This window comes from Streptomyces sp. HB132, assembly GCF_016909575.1.
Lineage (GTDB): Bacteria > Actinomycetota > Actinomycetes > Streptomycetales > Streptomycetaceae > Streptomyces.
In genome coordinates, this window is sequence record NZ_JAFBGA010000033.1 from 1 (window position 1) to 22,271 (window position 22,271).

At 70.2% G+C, this 22,271-nt stretch carries 2 protein-coding genes and 1 pseudogene; all 3 read right to left on the reverse strand.

Annotation, left to right across the window (positions count from 1 at the left end):
- Positions 1-4,189, reverse strand: a pseudogene (locus tag JOC24_RS32675) (type I polyketide synthase); the annotation flags it as partial.
- 92 nt (positions 4,190-4,281) lie between these two features.
- The gene (locus tag JOC24_RS32680; protein ID WP_205024060.1) at positions 4,282-10,779 is read right to left on the reverse strand and encodes a type I polyketide synthase; all 6,498 of its coding nucleotides are present in this window, start codon (positions 10,777-10,779) and stop codon (positions 4,282-4,284) included.
- An 80-nt stretch (positions 10,780-10,859) separates the two neighbouring features.
- A complete protein-coding gene (locus JOC24_RS32685) occupies positions 10,860-22,262 on the reverse strand; it encodes a type I polyketide synthase (protein ID WP_275588674.1) in 11,403 nt (3,800 codons plus the stop codon).
- Between the last annotated feature and the right edge of the window lie 9 nt (positions 22,263-22,271).

A 22,271-nucleotide genomic window follows, 5' to 3' on the forward strand; every position in this document is an offset into this window, starting at 1 on the left:
CACCCACCAGATGCCGCGCCACCGCAGCCCCGATCACCCCCGTCCCACCCGTCACCAACACCGAACCCGACACCACCCGCGTCCCACCCGACCCCACACCCACCACACCCAACCGCGGAACGAACACCTCACCACCACGAACAGCAACCTCACCCTCCCCGACAGCCACCACCGCATCCAACACACCATCACCAACGCCCCCCGCATCCACCTCCACCAGCAACAACCGGCCCGGATGCTCCGACTGCGCCGACCTCACCAACCCCCGCACCGCCGCCTGCACCACACCAGCACCCGTCACCACAACCAACCGAACACCCACCGCCCCCTCGCACCCCAGCCACTCCTGCACCCGCCCCAACACCGCACCGACCACAGACCGCACCTCACCAGGAACACCACCCCCGACGACACCCGAACCCGAACAATCCAGAACCACCGAATCCACCCCACCAGCAGCGGCCACCACCTCCTCCACCGACACCGACTCCCCCCACACCACGGAGCCCACCCCACCCACCGAACCCACCACACCAACCGACTCCCACCGCACCCCGTACAACGGCCGCCCCCCGACCGACCCCACCGGCACCGGCCGCAGCACCAACTCATCCACCCATGCGACAGGGGTACCCGCGGCATCGGCGACCCGGACGCGCACCCCGTCCTTGCCCGCGGCCGAGAGCCACACGCGCACCGACCGGGCATCGCTCGCCCAGGAGCGCACGCCGGACCAGGCGAACGGCAGGCGCACGCCTCCCTCGTCGCCGAACAGCCCGCCCAGGCCCGTGGCGTGCAGCGCCGCGTCCAGAAGGGCGGGGTGGACGACGAAGCCGTCCGCCGTGGCCTCTTCGGGCAGGGCCACGTCGGCGTACACGTCGTCACCGCGCCGCCAGACCTTCTGCAGGCCCTGGAACGCCGGTCCGTACGCGTAGCCCCGCTCGAACAACGTGTCGTAGAAGTCGCCGACCTCGACCACCGACGCCCCCGGCGGCGGCCACGTGCCGGCGAGGGCACCGAGTTCGTCCGGTGCCGGTGTGTCGTCGACGGCCAGAGTGGCCTGCGCGTGCCGGATCCACCCGCCGCCGAGGTCCGGTTCGTCCGGGCCGCCGGAATCAGGGCGGGAGTGGACTGTGACGGTCCGGCTGCCGGAGGGGTCCGGCTCGCCGACCTGCACCTGGATCGTGACGCCGTCGGTCTCGCCCAGGACGAGCGAGGTCTCCAGGGTCAGCTCCTGGATCCGTTCGCAGCCGAGGCCCCGGCCGGCCCTGAGCACCAGATCGACGAACGCGGTGCCCGGCAGCAGGACCGCGCCCGAGACCGCGTGGTCCGCCAGCCATGGATGGGTGGACAGTGAGAGCCGGCCGGTGAACACCACGGAGCCGGTACCCGCCGGACGCAGTGCGGCCGCCAGCAGGGGGTGATCCGCCGGTTCGAGGCCGAAGCCGGAGGCGTCCCCGGCGAACGCGGAGCCCTCCAGCCAGAACCGCCGGCGCTGGAACGCGTAGGTGGGCAGGACGACCGGTGTCGAGGAGGGCGGCAGCAGGGTGGGCCACGCGACGTCCACGCCCAGGGTCCACAGGGTGGCCGCCGACCGGATGAGCGCCTCCCGCTCGTCCTGGTCGCGGCGCAGCGAGCCCACGGCCGCCACGCGGTGGCCCGCTCCCACCGCGAGGTCGTCGATGGCCGGGGTCAGCACCGGGTGCGGGCTGACCTCGATGAACGTGTCGATTCCTTCTTCGACCAGCGCCGCCACGGTGTCGGCGAAGCGCACGGGTTCCCTCAGGTTGCGGTACCAGTACCGTGCGTCCAGCGCGGTGTCGCCGACCGGGCCGGCCGTCACGGACGAGTACATCGGTACGGTCCCGGCGTGCGGCGTGATCGGATCGGCCAGTTCCAGCAGCCGGTCACGTATCCGCTCGACGTGCGGGGTGTGGGAGGCATAGTCCACCGGGATCGTGCGGGCCCTCACACCTTCCCGGTCGGCGTCCGCGACGATCGCCGCAAGCTCTTCCGGCACGCCCGCGATCACCGTGGCGGACGGTCCGTTGACCGCTGCGACCCAGACGCCCTCACGCTTGCCGACCAGTTCGGCGGTGCGTTCGGCCGACGCGGCGACGGAGACCATCCCGCCCCGGCCCGCCAGGTCCTCCGCGATGGCCCTGCTCCGCAGGGCCACGACACGTGCCCCGTCCTCCAGCGACAGCACCCCCGACGCGCACGCGGCGGCGATCTCCCCCTGCGAGTGTCCGACGACGACGTCCGGGGTGATCCCGGCCGAGCGCCACAGCCTGGCGAGCGACACCATGACCGCCCAGAGCGCCGGCTGCACCACGTCCACCCGCTGCAGGGCGTCCTTGTCCCGCAGCACCTCGACCAGGTCCCAGTCCGCGTACTTCGACAGCGCTGCCGCGCACTCGGCGATCGACTCGGCGAACACCGGGGACGATGTCAGCAGCCCGGTCGCCATTCCGGCCCACTGCGCACCCTGTCCCGGGAACACGAACGCCACTTTGCCACCGGCCCGGGCGACGCCCCGTGCCGTACTCGTCGCCTCCCCGGCTCCTTGGGCCAGCGCCTCCAGCTCGGTGACGAGCTCGGCACGGTCCGAGGCCAGGACGACGGCGCGGTGGTCGAACACCGCCCGGCCGGATACCAGTGCCGTCGCCACGGCCGCCATGTCCGCGTCGCCGGCGGCGAGGTCACGTAACCGCGTGGCCTGCCCGCTCAGCCCGGACGCCGTCCTGGCCGACAGGATCCAGGGCAGCGGTCCGCCGGTGATCACCGGATCGGTGACGACGGCGTCTGCCGTCGTCGCTTCCTCAGGTGCCTGTTCCAGGACGACGTGGGCGTTCGTGCCGCTGATCCCGAAGGAGGACACCGCGGCCCGCCGTTCCCTGCCCGTCTCCGGCCAGGGAACGGCCTCCGTGACGAGGGTGACGGCGCCGGCGTTCCAGTCGACGTGCGGCGTGGGCTCGTCGACGTGCAGGGTGGGAGGCACGACGCCGTGCCGCATCGCCATCACCATCTTCATCACGCCTGCGACACCCGCAGCCGCCTGGGTGTGGCCGATGTTGGACTTCACGGACCCCAGCAGCAGCGGCCGTTCCTCCGGACGTCCCTGACCGTAGGTGGCGAGCAGGGCCTGGGCCTCGATGGGATCGCCCAGCGTCGTTCCCGTGCCGTGCGCCTCCAGGACGTCCACCTCCGAGGCCGGCACCCCGGCGGACGCCAGTGCCTGGCGGATCACCCGCTCCTGCGACGGGCCGTTCGGCGCCGACAGCCCGTTGGACGCGCCGTCCTGGTTCAGCGCCGTGCCCCGTACCACTCCCCAAATCGTCCGGCCGTTGCGCCGGGCGTCGGACAACCGCTCCAGGAGGAGCAGCCCGACCCCCTCCCCCCAGGCGGTGCCGTCCGCCGACGCGGAGAACGCCTTGCAGTAGCCGTCCTTCGCCAGCCCCCGCTGCTTGCTGAACTCCGTGAAGGCCGCCGGGGTGGACATGACCATCACCCCGCCGACCAGGGCGAGTGAGCTCTCCCCCGAGCGCAGCGACTGGACCGCCAGGTGCAGTGCCACCAGGGACGACGAGCACGCCGTGTCGACCGTCACCGCGGGGCCCTCGAGCCCGAAGGTGTAGGAGATGCGACCGGAGAACACGCTCGACGCGTTACCGGTCAGCAGATAGCCCTCACCGTCCTGTTGGGCGTTGTCGGCGTTGGAGCCGTATCCGGCGGGCGCACCGCCGACGAAGACTCCGGTGTTCCCGCCGCGCAGCCCGCCGGGATCGATCCCGGCGGATTCGAACGTCTCCCAGGCCGTCTCCAGCAGTACCCGCTGCTGCGGGTCCATCGCCAGGGCCTCGCGGGGTGATATCTCGAAGAAGTCGGCGTCGAAGCCGGCGGCGTCATCGATGAACCCGCCCCTGCGGACGTACGAGCTGCGGGGGCGCAGGCCGTCCGGGTCGTGCAGGGCGGCCAGGTCCCAGCCGCGGTCGGCCGGGAAGTCCGACATCCCCACCCGGCCGGCGGCGACCAGGTCCCACAGCTCCTCCGCCGAGGTGACACCACCCGGGAACCGGCAACTCATCCCCACGATCGCGATCGGCTCACGGGCGGCGTCCTCCACCGTCCGCAGCCGCTGATGAACCTGGCGGGCGTCAGTGATCGCCTGCTTGAGGTACTCGCGGAGTTTGTCCTCGTTCGACATTCCGGCCTCTTCCGATACAAGGGGTGGAGTCATGTGCCGGCTGAGTCGCCCGCCCACGGTTTCAGGGTTGGGGTTCAGCTGGACCAGGGGTTGTTGTCCATGAGGTCGAACAGTTCGGCGTCCGTGGCGGCGGTCAGGTCCGCCTCTCCGTCCGGGGTCCCGTCGTCGGTCCAGGTCGCCAGCAGACCTCGTAGCCGCACGGTGAGTGCGGCTCTTGCCGGGTCGTCCCCCGAAACCCCGGCGAGGACGGCCTGCAACCGGTCGATCCCGGCTTCGGCCAGTCGTGCGGCATCGATCTCGGGCAGCAGGAGGCGGCGCAGGTGCGCGGCCAGCGCGGCGGACGTGGGGTGGTCGAATACGGCTGTCACCGGGATCACCAGACCGGTCACGGCGTTGAGGCGATTGCGCAGCTCGACGGAGGTGAGCGAGTCGAAGCCCAGGACCTTGAACGGCTGTTCGGCGCCCACCGCACCGGGGTCGCCGTGGCCCAGCACGGCTGCGGCCTGGGTACGCACCACCCCGGTCAGCAGCTGTTCGCATTCCTCTGGCGGCAGCCCCTCCGCCTGTTCCCGCAGGCCGCCGGTGGCGGCCACCGCCGAGCTGTTGGTGGCGGTCGGTTTCGCGGCGATCCGGACCAGCCCGCGCAGCAGCGGCGGGACCGTCCCGGAGAAACGGCTGACGTCCAGGTGCACCGGCGCGGTGAAGGTCTCGTTGAGTGAGACGACGGTGTCGAACAGGGCAAGGCCGTTCTCGGTGGACAGCGGCTGCACGCCGGTGCGTCCCATCCGGTCCCGTCCCGCCCGGTCAAGCGTCCCCGCCATCGTGCTGCGATCGGCCCAGAGTCCCCACGCCAGGGACTGACCCGGCAGCCCCTCCCTGCGACGGTGCTGCGCCAGGGCGTCCAGGAAGGCGTTGGCCGCCGCGTAGTTGGCCTGGCCCGGGGCGCCGAACACACCGGCGGCGGAGGAGAAGAGCACGAACATCGACAGGTCACGGTCCCGGGTCAGCTCGTGCAGATGCCAGGCGGCGTCCGCCTTCGGGCGTAGCACCGTGTCCAGGCGTTCCTGGGTCAGTGTGGACACCACGCCGTCGTCGAGCACGCCCGCGGCGTGCACCACGCCCCGCAGGTCGGGGAGGTCGGCCAGCAAGCGGGCCAGCGGCTCCCGATCGGCCGCATCGCAGGCCACCACGCGTACGGTGGCGCCGAGTTCGGCCAGCTCGGCCACCAGTTCGGTGGCGCCAGGTGCTCCGGGGCCCCGGCGGCTGGTCAGCACCAGGTCGGTGACCCCGTGGGTGCTCACCAGATGGCGGGCCACCGCCGTCCCGATGGCACCCGTGCCGCCGGTGACCAGGACGGTCCCGCCGAGCGGAACGGGCGGAGTGGTGAGCGCCACCTTCCCGATGTGACGGGCCTGGCTGAGATACCGGAAGGCCTCCTGCGCGTCCCGGGTGTCCCATGCCGCCACGGGCAGCGGCGACAGCACGCCCTGCTCGAACAGCTCCATCAGATGTGCCAGCATCTCGCGGACACGGTCCGGTCCGGCGTCGCTCAGGTCGAAGGCCCGGTAGTACACCCCGGGCCAGGACGTGGCGACGGAGTCGCCACCCCGGATGTCGGTCTTGCCCATCTCGATGAAGCGGCCGCCCTCCTTCGCCAGCAGGCCCATCGAGGTGTCCACGAACTCCCGGGCGAGGCAGTTCAGCACCACGTCGACGCCTCGGCCGCCGGTCTCCGCCCGGAACCGCTCGCCGAACTCCATGGTGCGGGACGAGGCGACCCGCTCGGGAGGTACGCCCGTCTCCCACACGACGGGCCATTTGGGCCGGCTCGCGGTCGCGTACACCTCGACCCCCCAGTGCCTGGCCAGCTGTACTGCTGCCATGCCCACCCCGCCGGCCGCGGCGTGCACCAGCAGTGACTCCCCCTGCCGGATTCGGGCCAGGTCCACCAACGCGAAATAGGCGGTCAGGAACACGGTGGGCACCGACGCCGCCTGTGCGAACGTCCAGCCACCCGGCACCTGGACGATCGTCCGCCGGTCCGCGACGGCCAGGGGGCCACCGTAGGAGCCCGACAGCAGCCCCATCACGTGGTCCCCGACGGCGAGGTCGGTGACTCCCGGCCCGACCTCGGCCACCACTCCGGCGCCCTCGCACCCGTAGGCCTCCTCGGTGAACGACTCCGCGATCGCCACCATGCCCAGGGAGAGCAGTACGTCCCGGAAGTTCACCCCGGTGGCGCGCACAGCGATCCGCACCTGGCCCTCGGCCAGCGGCTGCTCCGACCGGGGGCAGGGAACCAGCCCCAGGCCCTCGAGCGTCCCGCTGCCGTCCATGTCCAGACTCCACGCCCCGCCGCCCTCGGGGGCGGTCAACGCCCCCTCGCGCGAGACCCTGCCCAGCCGTGGCACCGAGGCGGAGCCGGACCGTAGTACGGCCTCGGGCTCCCCTGCCGACACAGCGGCGGCCAGCACCCCCGGCAGCGCGGCGACCGACTCGGCGTCACCGTCGACGTCGACCTGGAGAATCCTGTCCGGGTGCTCGGAGCACGCCGATCGCACCAGCCCCCGCACGGCGGCCTGGGTCACGTCGACCGTGTCCCCGGGCGAGGCGGAGACCCCGTTCGTCGTCACGACCGCCAGGCGGCCGGACGTCGTCTCGTCGGCGAGCCACTCCTGGATCACCTCCAGTGCCGCGCCGACCGCGGCCCGGGTCGCGGTGGGCACCACGCCCCGACCGGTCGGAACCCGCAGGATCACCACGTCCGGAGCCGGCTCCCCGGTGCTCGATGCCTTGCGCAGCTCGGACAGGTCCGCGAAGGACAGGGCGCCCTCCGTCAGCGGGTCGTCGCCGAGCACGGCGAGCAGCGACTCGTCGTCGGAGCCCATCGGCATGGCGGTCCATCCGAGCCGGAACAGCGAGTCGGTGCGGGAGACCGTCCCGGTGGTGACGTCGGTGGCCGCCAGGGCTCGCGAGGTCATGGCGTCGATGGTCAGAACGGGCAGACCCGCGGCGTCGGTCATCACCACCGACACCGCGTCGGCGCTGCCGGGGGACATCCGGACCCGAGCGGTCGTGGCACCGGTGGCGTGCACCTGGACACCACCGAAGGAGAAGGGCAGGCGGCGCTCCACCTCGGTTCCCTGGGCCAGAGCGATCGCGACCTGGCAGTGCAGTGCCGCGTCCATCAGCGCGGGATGCACCCCGAACCGTCCGGCGTCGGCCACGCCCGGCTCCGGCAGTTCAACCTCGGCGAACACCTCGTCACCGCGCCGCCACACCGCGCGCAGGCCCTGGAAGACCGGGCCGTACGCGTAACCCCATTCCGTCAGACGCTCGTACAGCCCGTCGATGTCCACCGGCGTGGCGTCCGTCGGCGGCCACTGCGTGGGCTCGGCAACGGGGGCGGTGGTGTCGGCGGCCAGCGCGCCGGCGGCGTGGCAGGTCCAGTCGTGCGGCTCGTCGTCACTCCGCGAGGGGCGGGAAAAGACCATTACCGGACGCTGTTCCTGCTCGTCGGGCGCGCCGACCGTCACCTGCACGTCCACGGTCGTCCCGTCGGAGGGAACGGCCAGAGGACTCTGCAGAACCAGTTCGCTCAGCTGCCCGTGCCCTGCGTACTCACCCGCCTTGAGGGCGAGTTCAACCAGGGCGGTGCCCGGTATCAGCACCCGTCCCATGACGGTGTGGTCGGCGAGCCAGGGTTGTTCGGTGAGCGAGATCCTGCCGGTCAGCAGGAGCCGGTCACCGTCCGCGCCGGCGAGTGCGACACGGGCACCGAGCAGGGGATGCCCCGTACTCTGCAGCCCCACCGACCCCACAGCCGCCTCGACCCCGACCGGCCCGGAAGGACGCGGCCAGTAGCGCTGACGGTGAAACGCATACGTGGGCAGATCCACCGGGGTGGCGGGCGTCAAGGTAGGCCACGTGACAGCCGTCCCCCGGGTATGGAGATGAGCCAGAGCCCGGGTCAACGTCACCACCTCATCATGACCAGGACGGGTCGTCGCCACCGCGAGCGCCGAAGGCACCTGATCCGCGACCAGACCGGACAACACCGCATCCGGACCGATCTCCACAAAATCCGTGACACCCAAACCACCCAGGCACGCAAGCCCGTCACCGAACCGAACCGCCTCACGCGCATGACGCAACCAATACCCCGTACTACCGATCTCCTCCGCCTCCACCACCCGACCCGTCAGATTCGACACGATCGGAATACGCGGCACACCCCACACCACCCCATCCAAAACCCCCGCGAACTCCTCCAACATCGGCTCCACCAAAGGCGAATGAAACGCCTGCTCCACCCGCAACCAACGCGTCCGCCGACCCTCCCCACCAGCCACCCCAACAACCCGCTCCACCGCATCCCGCGCCCCCGAAACCACCACCGACAACGGCCCGTTCACCGCCGCAATCCCCACAACCCCCGACACACCCGCAACCCACGCCCCCGCCTCCACCTCGGAAGCCTCCACCGCAGCCATCACCCCACCCGACGCCAACCCCCGCATCAACCTCCCCCGCGCAGCCACCACCCGCACCGCATCCTCCAACGACAACACACCCGACACACACGCCGCCGCCAACTCACCCACCGAATGACCGATCAGATAATCGGCACCCACCCCACACCCCTCCAACAAACGGAACAACGCCACCTCGAACGCGAACAACCCCGCCTGAACAACATCAGTCCGCTCCACCAACACCGGATCACCGAACAACACCTCCCGCAACGGCACATCCAACAACCCGTCAAACGCACCACACACCTCATCAAACACCTCACCGAACCCCGGCAACGCCGACAGTTCACGCCCCATACCCAACCGCTGCGACCCCTGACCCGAGAACAACAACGCCACCGAACGACCCGGCACCACCACCCCCGACACCGTGTTCACCGCAGAATCCCCCGACACCACCACAGCCAGCCCCCGCAACAACTCCTCCCGATCCCCACCCACCACCACCGCACGATGCTCCAACACCGCACGCGACGACACCAACGACCAACCCACATCACCCACACCCACACCCGAACCCGCCACGAACTCACGCAACCGGGCCGCCTGACCACGCAACCCCGCACCCGACCGACCCGACACCACCCACGGCACCACACCACCGACCACGGGCCCAGCCGGCACCGGCACCTCCACCACCGGCTCCTCGACCGGCGCCTGCTCGATCACCACATGCGCGTTCGTGCCACTCACGCCGAAGGCCGACACTCCCGCCCGGCGGGGCCGGCCGGTCTCCGGCCACGGCACGGCCTCCGTCACCAACTGCACGGCGCCCTTGGACCAGTCCACGTGCGGAGTCGGCTCATCCACGTGCAACGTCGACGGCACCACACCGTTCCGCATCGCCATCACCATCTTGATGACCCCCGCGACACCTGCCGCAGCCGCCGTGTGGCCGACATTCGACTTCACCGACCCCAGGAGCAGAGACCGGCCTTCCGCGCGATCCTGCCCGTAGGTGGCCAGGAGGGCCTGCGCCTCGATCGGGTCTCCCAAAGACGTGCCGGTGCCGTGGGCCTCCACGACATCCACCTCGGACGACGCGACGCCCGCACTGGCCAGTGCCTGGCGGATCACCCGCTGCTGGGAAGGACCGTTCGGAGCCGTCAGACCGTTCGACGCACCATCCTGATTCACCGCCGAACCCCGCACCACCGCCAGCACCCGATGCCCCTTGCGCACCGCGTCCGACAACCGCTCCACCAGCAGCACTCCCACACCCTCGCCCCAGGCGGTGCCGTCCGCACCGGCTGCGAAGGCCTTGCACCGGCCGTCGAGCGCGAGCCCCTGCTGCTTGCTGAACTCGGTGAACATGCTGGGTGTAGCCATGACCGTCACACCGCCGGCGAGCGCCATCGTGCACTCACCCTTCCGGAGCGCCTGCCCAGCCAGGTGCAGGGCGACCAGCGAGGACGAGCACGCCGTGTCCACCGTGATCGCCGGCCCCTCCAGCCCGAGGGTGTAGGCGATGCGGCCTGACGCGACGCTCGCGGCGTTGCCTATCCCTACGTAGCCCTCCACCTGCTGCTGCGGCTGGCCGAGCAGCAGGTTGGCGTAGTCCTGACCGTTGGTGCCGACGAACACGCCCGTCTGGCTGCCGCGCATCGAGAGCGGGTCGATACCGGCCCGCTCGAAGACCTCCCAGGAGGTCTCCAGCAGCAGTCGCTGCTGGGGGTCCATCGCCAACGCCTCGCGCGGTGAGATGCCGAAGAACTCCGGGTCGAACTCGTCGGCGTCGTAGAGGAAGGAGCCCGACCGGGTGGCCGACGTACCCGACCCGTCCGGATCGGAGTCGAACAGCGTGGCAAGGTCCCATCCCCTGTCGGTCGGGAACGACGAGGCGGTATCGGCTCCGTCGGCCAGCATCCGCCACAGTTCCTCAGGAGAGGCAGCGCCTCCGGGGAAGCGGCAGCTCATCCCCACGATGGCGATGGGCTCGCGTTCGGCGTCCTCGACATCGCGCAGCCGCCCACGGACTTTGTGCAGGTCAGCGGTGACCCGCTTGAGGTAGTCGAGAGTCTTGTCTTCGTCACCCATGATCGATCCCATCCGCGTTTTCGCCATCGTCTGCTCTTTCACCGCTCGCACCCGCGGGCGCGGAGCGCCCTGCGAGCGATTCAGATTCCGAGCTCGTTGTCGATGAAGTCGAAGACCTCATCCCGTGTCGCGGACTGAATGTGTTCGGCCGTCCCGGCGGCCCCGGCAGCCTCACCGTTTCCGGTCCCCCATCGGGCGATAAGGGCGTCCAGCCGGGCCGCGATGCCCGGGTGCGCGGTGTCACCCGCACCGGCCGCGACCGCCACGAGCCGGCTCTCCAGCCTGTCGATCTCGGCGAGGACCGAAGTCTCGGTGACCTCGTCCACGTCCAAGGCAGCCCTCAGGTGTGCGGCGAGTTCGCGTGGCGTCGGATAGTCGAAGATCGACGTCGCGGGCAGCAGCAGTCCGGTGGCCTCGTTGAGCCGGTTACGGAACTCGACGGCGGCCAGCGAGTCGAAGCCCAGGTCACGGAAGGGTTTGTCCGCCGCTATCCCGTCCGCGTCGGGGTGCCCGAGCACGACCGCCGCATGGGTGCGGACCACCTCGACCAGTACGTGCTGCCGCTCGGTCCCGGAGAGCCCGGCGAGCTGGTCGTCCAGCCGCGACACCGTCTCCGCGTCGGACTTGACGGCCGCCTGCGACTGCCGGACCTCGGGAATCTGGTCGAGCAGGGTGCTCGGCCGCCCCGACGTGAACGACAGCGTGAAGCGTTCCCAGTCGATGTCCGCCACGGTGAGGAAGGACTCGTCGTGGTCGAGTGCCTGCTGGAGCAGGGCGAGTGCCGATTCCGGGGTGAGAGACCGTACTCCGCGCCGGCGGAGCTGTGCCTCGGCGTCGTCCCGTGCGGCCATGCCGCCACCGCCCCATGGTCCCCACGCTATCGAGGTCGCCGTCCGGCCCTGCAACCGGCGTCGCGCGGCCAGCGCGTCCAGGTAGGCGTTGGCCGCGCCGTAGGCGCTCTGGCCCGCGCCGCCCCAGACACCTGCGGTCGAGGAGAAGAGGACGAAGGCGTCGAGGTCGACGTCGGCGAAGACCTCATCGAGGTTCCGGGCGCCATCGCACTTTCCACCGCTGATCGCGGCCAGTTGCTCGGGACCGGTCTCACTGATCGGGCTGGACTGCGAGATACCGGCCGTGTGCACCACGGCGCGGATCTCGACACCGGTGGCGGCGAGTCCGTCGACGAGGGCGACCAGTGCGTCCCGGTCCGCCACGTCGCAGGCGGCGATCGTCACCTCGGCTCCGAGCCCGGTGAGTTCGGCTTCCAGCGCGGCGGCTTCCGGAGCTGCCGAGCCCCGGCGGCTGGTCAGCACCAGGTGCTCGGCCCCGGCCCCCGCCAGCCAGCGAGCGACGTGCGCGCCCAGTGCACCGGTGCCGCCTGTGACGAGGACCGCGCCCTTCGGAGTCCACCGGGTATCCACCGGCCCTGCGGGCTGTGCCACCCGGGTCAGCCGTCGGGCCAGCAGGCCCCTCGGCCGCACCGCCACCTGATCCTCTCCCGTGGCGCCTGCCAGAACTGCGCACAGCCGGGTGAGGGCAGGGTGATCGAGGTCGGCCGGCAGGTCGACCAGCCCTCCCCACCGGTCGGAGTGCTCCAGGGCGACCACCCTGCCGAGGCCCCAGATCCGCGCCTGGTCGGGACGGATCTCCCGATCGGCGCCGACGGCGACCGCTCCCTGGGTGGCGCACCACAGAGGCGCCCTGACGTCGAGGTCGCCCAGTGCCCGCACCAGGTCGAAGGACGAGGCCAGACTCAGGGACGTATCCGGTGCGTCGGTCAGCGACAACAGCGACAGAATGCCCCGCAGAGGTTTCTCCGGGAGGGCGTCGCGCAGAGGATCGACGACCGGCTTTCCTGGGGTGACGTTCACCCTCACGACGTCCACACCCTGCCGTGCCAAGGCATCGGCACAGGCTTCGGCGGCAGGGCCGCCAGCCGTGACGACCAGCCAGGTACCGGTCGGCAGGGCCACGGGCTCGGTGACCGGCTGCCACGTGACCCCGTAGCGCAGGTCGTCCAGGGCCGAACGCTCCCGCGACCGCCGGCGCCAGTCCGACAGCATCGGCATCAGCTCCGTCAGCGGGGCCCGCCGGTCGTCCGCGTCGACACCCAGCGTGTGGGCCAGCCCGTCCACGTCCTCGCCTTCGACGGCGGACCAGAACGCGTCGTCCACCGCCGAGCCGGGCGCCTGTTCCTCGTCCTGCACTGCGTCCAGCCAGTAGCGCTGGCGGTGGAAGGCGTACGTGGGCAGATCCACCGGGGTCGTGGGCGTCAGGGTGGGCCAGGTGACAGCCGTCCCCCGGGTATACAGATGGGCCAGAGCCCGGGTCAGTGTGACCACCTCGTCATGACCGGGACGGGTCGTCGCCACCGCGAGCGCCGAGGGCACCTGATCCGCGGCCAGACCGGACAACACCGCATCCGGACCGATCTCCACAAAATCCGTGACACCCAAACCACCCAGACACGCAAGCCCGTCACCGAACCGAACCGCCTCACGCGCATGACGCAACCAATACCCCGAACTACCGATCTCCTCCGCCTCCACCACACGACCCGTCAAATTCGACACAATCGGAATACGCGGCACACCCCACACCACCCCATCCAAAACCCCCGCGAACTCCTCCAACATCGGCTCCACCAACGGCGAATGGAACGCCTGCTCCACCCGCAACCAACGCGTCCGCCGACCCTCCCCACCAGCCACCGCAACAACCCGCTCCACCGCATCCCGCGCCCCCGAAACCACCACCGACAACGGCCCGTTCACCGCCGCAATCCCCACAACCCCCGACTCAGCCGCAACCCACACCCCAGCCTCCACCTCAGAAGCCTCAACCGCAGCCATCACCCCACCCGACGCCAACCCCCGCATCAGCCTCCCCCGCGCAGCCACCACCCGCACCGCATCCTCCAACGACAACACCCCCGACACACACGCCGCCGCCAACTCACCCACCGAATGACCAATCAAATAATCAGCACCCACCCCACACCCCTCCAACAAACGGAACAACGCCACCTCGAACGCGAACAACCCCGCCTGAACAAAATCAGTCCGCTCCACCAACACCGGATCACCGAACAACACCTCCCGCAACGGCACATCCAACAACCCGTCAAACGCACCACACACCTCATCAAACACCTCACCAAACCCTGGCAGCACCGACAGCTCACGCCCCATACCCAACCGCTGCGACCCCTGCCCCGAGAACAACAACGCCACCGAACGACCCGGCACCACCACCCCCGACACCACGTTCACCGCAGAATCCCCCGACACCACACCCGCAAGACCCCGCAAAAACTCCTCCCGCTCCCCGCCCACCACCACCGCACGATGCTCCAACGCAGCACGCGAAGACACCAACGACCAACCCACATCACCCACACCCACACCCGAACCCGCAACCAACTCACGCAACCGCGCCGCCTGACCACGCAACCCCGCACCCGACCGACCCGACACCACCCACGGCACCACACCACCGACCACGGGCCCAGCCGGCTCCTCGACCCCCACCGCCGGCTCCTCAACCGGCGCCTGCTCAATGACTATGTGCGCATTGGTTCCGCTGATTCCGAACGACGACACCCCTGCCCGGCGGGGCCGAGCGGACTCCGGCCACGGCTGGCTCTCCGTGACCAGTTCCACAGCGCCCTTGGACCAGTCCACGTGCGGAGTCGGCTCATCCACATGCAACGTCGACGGCACCACACCGTTCCGCATCGCCATCACCATCTTGATGATTCCCGCGACGCCCGCAGCGGCCTGTGTATGGCCGATGTTCGACTTCACCGAGCCGAGCAGGAGTGGCTGGTTCTCCTTCCGGCCCTGTCCGTAGGTCGCGATCAGTGCCTGTGCCTCGATCGGGTCGCCCAGGGTGGTGCCGGTGCCGTGCGCCTCCACGACATCCACGTCCGACGAGGCCACACCGGCATTCGCCAGTGCCTGGCGGATCACCCGCTGCTGGGAGGGACCGTTCGGAGCCGTCAGACCGTTCGACGCACCATCCTGGTTCACCGCCGAACCCCGCACCACCGCCAGCACCCGATGCCCCTTGCGCACCGCGTCCGACAACCGCTCCACCAGCAGCACCCCTACACCCTCGGACCAGGTGGTGCCGTCCGCACCTCCGGCGAAGGACTTGCACCGGCCGTCAGGGGCCAGCCCCTGCTGACGGCTGAACTCGATGAAGGATGCCGGGGTCGACATCACGGCGACCCCGCCTGCGAGCGCCATCGTGCACTCACCCTGCCGGAGCGCCTGCGCAGCCAGGTGCAGGGCGACCAGCGAGGACGAGCACGCCGTGTCGACCGTGACGGCGGGCCCCTCGAAGCCGAAGGTGTAGGCGATCCGGCCCGTGGCGACGCTCCCTGTGTTGCCGTTGCCCAGATAGCCGGCGACGTCCTCCGGAATGGTCCGCAGCCGGGTCGCGTAGTCGTGGTACATCAGCCCGGCGAACACTCCGACCCTGTTGCCCCGCAGGCCGGTCGGATCGATGTTGGCGGTTTCGAACGCCTCCCAGGAGGTCTCCAGCAGCAGCCGCTGCTGGGGGTCCATCGCCGCCGCCTCACGCGGCGAGATGCCGAAGAACTCCGGATCGAACTCAGCCGCGTCGTAGAGGAACCCTGCCTCCCCCAAGTAGCTGGTTCCGGTGCGGCTGCCGTCGGGGTCGAGCAGTTCGGTGACATCCCAGCCCCGGTCCTCGGGGAACGGCGAGATCGCGTCCTCGCCGGACAGCACCATTCGCCACAGGTCCTCCGGGGAGCGCACGCCGCCGGGGAACCGGCAGCTCATCCCGACGATCGCGATCGGCTCGTCGGCGACCGCAACCTCCTGCGCTGGGACCGGCGCAGCCTCAGCGGCGTCCTCGGCCACGAGCTCGGAGCGCAGGTGGCGGGCAAGCTCCAAGGGGGTCGGATAGTCGAACACCAGGGTCGCCGGGAGCCGCACTCCGGTGGCGGTGGCCAACTGGTTACGGAGATCCACGGCGGTGAGCGAGTCGAACCCGAGCTCGGAGAACGCCCGGCCGGCATCGAGGACGCTGCCCGGTGCGTGTCCCAGTACGGCGGTGACCTGGCGCGACACCGTCTCCAGCAGCACCTTGTCCCGTTCGGCACCCGTCATGGTGCGCAGGCGTTCCGCCAGTCCGCCCGTGATGGCGGAGTCCCGCGCCACGCGCCTCACCGGAGTACGTATCAAGCCCCGCAGAACCGCAGGAACGCTTCCGGCGCCGGCGCGCGCGGTGGTGACGTCGAGCGCCATGGGCACCAGGGTCGGCAGGTCGGCGGCCAACGCCGCATCGAACAGGGCTACCCCTTCGTCGGTGGCGAGCGCCGACACCCCTCCTCGCGACACCCGGGCCCGGTCCTGCTCCGTCATGGCACCGGACATCCCGCCGTGCTGCTCCCACAGACCCCACGCCAGCGATCGTGCGGGGAGGCCGCGGGCCCGGCGGTGACCGGCCAGTGCGTCGAGAAATCCGTTGGCGGCGGCGTAGTTCGCCTGTCCTGCGGCGCCCAGTACGCCCGCCGCCGAGGAGAACAGCACGAACGCGGTCAGGCCCGTTCCCTCGGTGAGTTCGTGCAGGTTCCAGGCCGCGTCCGCCTTGGGACGGAGCACGGTGTGCAGGCGCTCGGGCGTCAAGGAGGACACGACTCCGTCGTCGACGACACCCGCGGTGTGGACCACTCCGCGCAGCGGGCGGTCGGCGGGGATGCCTGCCAGTACGGCGGCCAGGCTGTCACGGTCGGCCACATCGCACGGGACCACCGTCGCCTCGCTGCCCAATGCCCGCAGCTCAGAGACCAGTTCGTCGGCGCCGGGCGCCTGCGGGCCCTTCCTGCCCACCAGCAGCAGGTGTCGGACCCCGTGGGTCTCAGCCAGATGCCTGGCCACGATGCGTCCGAGGGCTCCCGTGCCACCGGTGATCAGTACGGTGCCCCCCTCATCCCACCGGTGCGCGTCCGCCTCGACCGCCACCCCTGTGCGGGCGAGTCTGCGTGCTCGCAGTACGCCGCCCCGGAGCACCAGTTCGGGCTCATCAGCCGCGCGGGCGGTGACTACCGCGGCGACCAGTCCGGCCGCCGCTTCGTCGGTGTCCGCGTCCGCGTCCAGATCGACCTGGATGATCCGGTCAGGGTGCTCAGACTGGGCCGAGCGGACCAGGCCCTGGACAGCGGCGTTCGCGAGGTCGGGGGCGCTCCCGTCGACGGAGACCGCGTTCCTGGTGATGAGAACCAGCCGTGCACCCAAGAAGCGGTCGTCCGCGAGCCACTCGCGTGTCAGTTGAAGTGCCCAGTCGGTGGCAGCCCTGGTCGCGTCCGGCACGTCGCCGGAGAACGCGGGACACATGGCGGCCACCACTTCCGGTACAGGGGTCTCGGTGAGCGGGGACGCGCTCAGCGCGTTCATGTCCTCGTGGGCCTCCACGCTCTCGCCCGCCGCGCGGAGCACCTCGGCCGCCTCTTCGCCGATCGCGAACCACCGAAGCGCGGGTGTGCCGTCCGGCGCGGCGACGGGGCTCACCTCTGTCAGACCGATCTGGAACAGCGAGTCGCCGTGGCCGCGCGCGGCCTGGAGCTGATCCGTGGTGACCGGCCGCAAAGTCAGCGCGTCGACCGACGCCACCGGCAGACCGTCCTCGTCGGTCACGGCCACCGTGACAGCCCCTGCGGCGGTCACCGCGAGGCGGACCCGCACCCTGGAGGCCCCTGCGGTGTACAGGCGCACCCCCTCCCAGGAGAAGGGGAGACCCTGCGGTGCCGGGTCGCCGTTGTGCGCGTTCAGCCAGGTGACGCCGTGCAACACCGCGTCGAGCAGCGCCGGGTGCAGACCGAAGGCGACCGCCTCTGCGGTGTCCGACTCGGGGAGGCTGATCTCGGCCAGGACCTCGGCCCCGTAGTGCCATGCAGCCGTCATTCCCTGGAAGACCGGTCCGTAGGCGAAGCCGTTCTCGGCCAGCCGGTCGTAGAAACCGTCCACGGCGACCGGCACCGCACCGGCGGGCGGCCATACGCCCTCGGGTTCGGCCTCTCTGCTGTGACGCAGGGCGGTCGACAGTACACCGGTGGCATGGGTGGTCCACTGCGGGGCGTCCGCGCGCCGCGCGTACACCGCCACGGGCCGCCTGCCCTCCTCGTCGGCGGCCGCCACGGTCACCTGGACCTGCACCGCCACGTCCTCCGACAGCACCAGCGGCGCCTGGAGGGTCAGTTCCTCCACGACGTCGCAGTCCACCTCGTCGCCGGCGCGCAAGGCCAGTTCCACAAAGGCGGCGCCGGGAAAGAGGACGGTGTCCATGACGGTGTGGTCGGCGAGCCAGGGTTGTTCGGTGAGCGAGATCCTGCCCGTCAGCAGGAGCCGGTCACCGTCCGCGCCGGCGAGTGCGACACGGGCACCGAGCAGGGGATGCCCCGTACTCTGCAGCCCCACCGACCCCACAGCCGCCTCGACCCCGACCGGCCCGGAAGGACGCGGCCAGTAGCGCTGACGGTGAAACGCATACGTGGGCAGATCCACCGGGGTGGCGGGCGTCAGGGTGGGCCAGGTGACAGCCGTCCCCCGGGTATGGAGATGGGCCAGAGCCCGGGTCAGTGTGACCACCTCGTCATGACCGGGACGGGTCGTCGCCACCGCGAGCGCCGAGGGCACCTGATCCGCGGCCAGACCGGACAACACCGCATCCGGACCGATCTCCACAAAATCCGTGACACCCAAACCACCCAGACACGCAAGCCCGTCACCGAACCGAACCGCCTCACGCGCATGACGCAACCAATACCCCGTACTACCGATCTCCTCCGCCTCCACCACACGACCCGTCAAATTCGACACGATCGGAATACGCGGCGCATGCCACACCACCCCATCCAAAACCCCCGCGAACTCCTCCAACATCGGCTCCACCAACGGCGAATGGAACGCCTGCTCCACCCGCAACCAACGCGTCCGCCGACCCTCCCCACCAGCCACCGCAACAACCCGCTCCACCGCATCCCGCGCCCCCGAAACCACCACCGACAACGGCCCGTTCACCGCCGCCACCGACACAACCCCCGACTCAGCCGCAACCCACACCCCGACCTCCACCTCAGAAGCCTCAACCGCAGCCATCACCCCACCCGACGCCAACCCCCGCATCAGCCTCCCCCGCGCAGCCACCACCCGCACCGCATCCTCCAACGACAACACCCCCGACACACACGCCGCCGCCAACTCACCCACCGAATGACCGATCAAATAATCAGCACCCACCCCACACCCCTCCAACAAACGAAACAACGCCACCTCGAACGCGAACAACCCCGCCTGAACAAAATCAGTCCGCTCCACCAACACCGGATCACCGAACAACACCTCCCGCAACGACACATCCAACAACCCGTCAAACGCACCACACACCTCATCAAAAACCACACCGAACCCCGGCAACGCCATCAACCCCGACCCCATACCCAACCGCTGCGACCCCTGCCCCGAAAACAGCAACGCCACCGAACGACCCGGCACCACCACCCCCGACACCACATCCACCGCAGAATCCCCCGCCGCCACCACAGCCAGCCCCCGCAACAACTCCTCCCGATCCCCACCCACCACCACCGCACGATGCTCCAACACCGCACGCGACGACACCAACGACCAACCCACATCACCCACACCCACACCCGAACCAACCACGAACTCACGCAACCGGGCCGCCTGACCACGCAACCCCGCACCCGACCGACCCGACACCACCCACGGCACCACACCACCGAGCACCGGCCCAGCCGGCACCACCACCACCGGCTCCTCAACCGGCGCCTGCTCGATCACCACATGCGCGTTCGTGCCACTGATACCGAACGACGACACCCCAGCCCGACGTAGCCGACCGGTCTCCGGCCAGGGCACGGACTCCGTCACCAGGTCCACCGCACCCATCGACCAGTCCACGTGCGGAGTCGGCTCATCCACGTGCAACGTCGACGGCACCACACCGTTCCGCATCGCCATCACCATCTTGATGACCCCCGCAACGCCCGCAGCGGCCTGGGTATGGCCGATGTTCGACTTCACCGAGCCGAGCAGGACGGGCCGGTCGTCGGGGCGGTCCTGTCCGTAGGTGGCCAGCAGTGCCTGTGCCTCGATCGGGTCGCCCAGGGCGGTACCGGTGCCGTGCGCCTCCACGACATCCACGTCCGACGAGGCCACACCGGCATTCGCCAGTGCCTGGCGGATCACCCGCTGCTGCGAAGGACCGTTCGGCGCCGTCAGACCGTTCGACGCACCATCCTGATTCACCGCCGAACCACGCACCACCGCCAGCACCCGATGCCCGTTACGCACGGCGTCCGACAACCGCTCCACCACCAGCATCCCGACGCCCTCGGCGAACCCGGTGCCATCGGCAGCGGCGCCGAAGGCCTTGCACCGGCCGTCGAGAGCCAGGCCGTGCTGGCGGCGGAACGACACGAGCAGCGACGGGCTCGGCATGACCGCGACTCCGCCGGCGACGGCCAGGGTGCATTCGCCCTGTCGGAGTGCCTGGGCTGCCAGGTGCAGAGATACCAGGGATGACGAGCAGGCCGTGTCCACGGTGATCGCCGGGCCTTCGAGCCCCAGCGCATACGCCACCCGACCCGATGTCACGCTGCTCGCGTTACCCGTCAGCAGGTGGCCCTCGTTGCCGTCGGAGTCCGCGAAGAGCTCCACCCCGTAGCCGGAGACCGCTCCACCCACGAAGACGCCGGTGGGGGTTCCGTGGAGGGTGGTGGGGTCGATGCCCGCGCGTTCGAGGGCTTCCCAGGTTGTTTCGAGCAGGAGCCGTTGCTGGGGGTCCATCGCGAGCGCTTCACGTGGTGAGATCCCGAAGAACTCCGCGTCGAAGTCCGCGACATCGTGAAGGAACCCGCCGACCTGTTCGTAAACCGTGTCCGGCGAGTCCGCAGCACCCAGACTCCCGATGTCCCACCCGCGATCGGTGGGATACGGCGTCATCGCGTCCCGCTCCCCCGCCAGCAACTCCCACAGGTCCTCCGGAGAACGGACACCACCAGGGAACTGGCAACTCATACCGACAATCGCGATGAGATCATCATCCGCTTCCGCGGAGCGCGACCGCACCGGCAGAACAACACGCTGCGTGTCCCGGTCGTCCAGACCAAGCAGCGAGCCGAGCTCCGCCGCGAGCGCGGATGGGGTGGGATGGTCGAAGACCGCGGTCACCGCGAGCCGTACTCCCGTCGCCGTCCCCAGCCGGTTACGCAACTCGACCGCGGTCAGTGAATCAAACCCCAGAGCCTTGAACGCCCGGTCCGCATCGACCGCGTCCGCGTTCCCGTGCCCGAGGACAATCGCGGCCTGCGTCCGCACCAGTTCCGTGAGCTCCCGGCCGCGGTCCGCCACCGACAACGCCGCAAGACGCTGCGCCAGCCCTCCACCGGCGAGTCCGGTGCTGCTGGCCACACGTTTCGTCCTCGAGCGCACCAGGCCCCGCAGCAACGGCGTAACCACGTCCTGACCGCGCAGAGCGGTCATGTCCAGCCGCACCGGCACCACATGAGCCCGCGGAGACGCGATCGCCGCATCGAACAACGCCAGCCCCTGCTCGGCCGAGAGCGCCTTCACACCGCTCCGGCCCATTCGCGCCAGATCCGCCCCGCCCAACGCCCCTGTCATCTCACTGCGGTCGGCCCACAGACCCCACGCCAGCGACTGCGCCGGCAGCCCCGCCCTTCGACGGTGCTGCGCCAACGCGTCCAGGAACGAGTTCGCGGCCGCGTAACCACCCTGCCCCGGAGCGCCGAACACACCCGCCGCCGACGAGAACAACACGAACAACGAGAGATCATGCCCCTGGGTCAGCTCATGCAGATGCCAGGCAGCATCCAGCTTGGGCCGCAGAACGGTATCCAACCGCTCGGGCGTCAGAGCCGGGACCACTCCGTCATCCAGCGCCCCTGCCGCGTGCACGACCCCCTTGAGACCCGGGATGCCAGACAGCAGATCAGCAACCGCGTCACGATCGCTGACATCACAGGCCACCACCCGCACGCTCGCTCCCAGATCCCGCAGTTCCTGGGCCTGCTCGGCGGCATGAGGTGCATCGGGGCCACGGCGTCCGACCAGGACCAGGTCGGTGACCCCATGCGTGATGACGAGGTGACGGGCGACAGCGGTCGCGACCGCTCCCGTCCCGCCCGTGATCAGCACCGGACCGTCCAACGCAGCCTGCGGGGTCGTCAGGACCACCTTTCCGGTATGCCTGGCCTGGCTCAGATACCGGAAGGCCTCCGGTGCCTGACGGGTGTCCCACGCCGTCACCGGCAACGGAGAAAGCACACCTCGCTCGAACAGTTCCACCAGATGAGCAAGCATCTCCCCCATCCGGTCAGCACCTGCCTCACCCAGATCGAACGCCCGATACGTCACCCCGGGCCACCTTTCAGCGACCTCACCGGCATCACGGATATCGGTCTTGCCCATCTCCAGGAA